The 394-nt window shown below is 66.8% G+C and carries 1 protein-coding gene; it reads right to left on the bottom strand.

The window, feature by feature from the left end; translation table 11 throughout:
* Nucleotides 1-394 (bottom strand): hypothetical protein (locus MXD61_RS20820; protein ID WP_248815146.1); only part of this gene is annotated, 394 nt, incomplete at both ends.

Below are 394 nucleotides of genomic sequence, written 5' to 3'. Positions count from 1 at the left end.
GTTCCAGGCGTGGGTGAAGGTCTCCGGCGCATGCGGAACCGGCCGCTGCAACGTCGCCGTACCGGCACTGACATCGATGTCCAGCCGACCACCCGGCGCCCCGGTGATGTCCCGCACCGGCATTTCCAGGCCGATCAGGTTACCGTTCTGATCGAACCGTTGCCACGAACCACTCCCGTCCCGGCTGGTCAGCAGATGGCTGTTGTTGTTCCAGGCGTGGGTGAAGGTCTCCGGCGCATGCGGAACCGGCCGCTGCAACGTCGCCGTACCGGCACTGACATCGACCTCGAGGCGGCCACCGGCCCCGCCAGAAACATCCCGTACCGGCACACCCAGACCGGTCAGCTGACCGTCGGCGGCAAAATGCTGCCAGGAACCGCTGCCATCCTGGCTG

It is taken from the genome of Frankia sp. AgPm24 (genome assembly GCF_023243055.1).
Taxonomy (GTDB): Bacteria; Actinomycetota; Actinomycetes; order Frankiales; family Frankiaceae; genus Frankia; species Frankia umida.
This window is presented reverse-complemented; position numbering and strand designations above follow the sequence as displayed.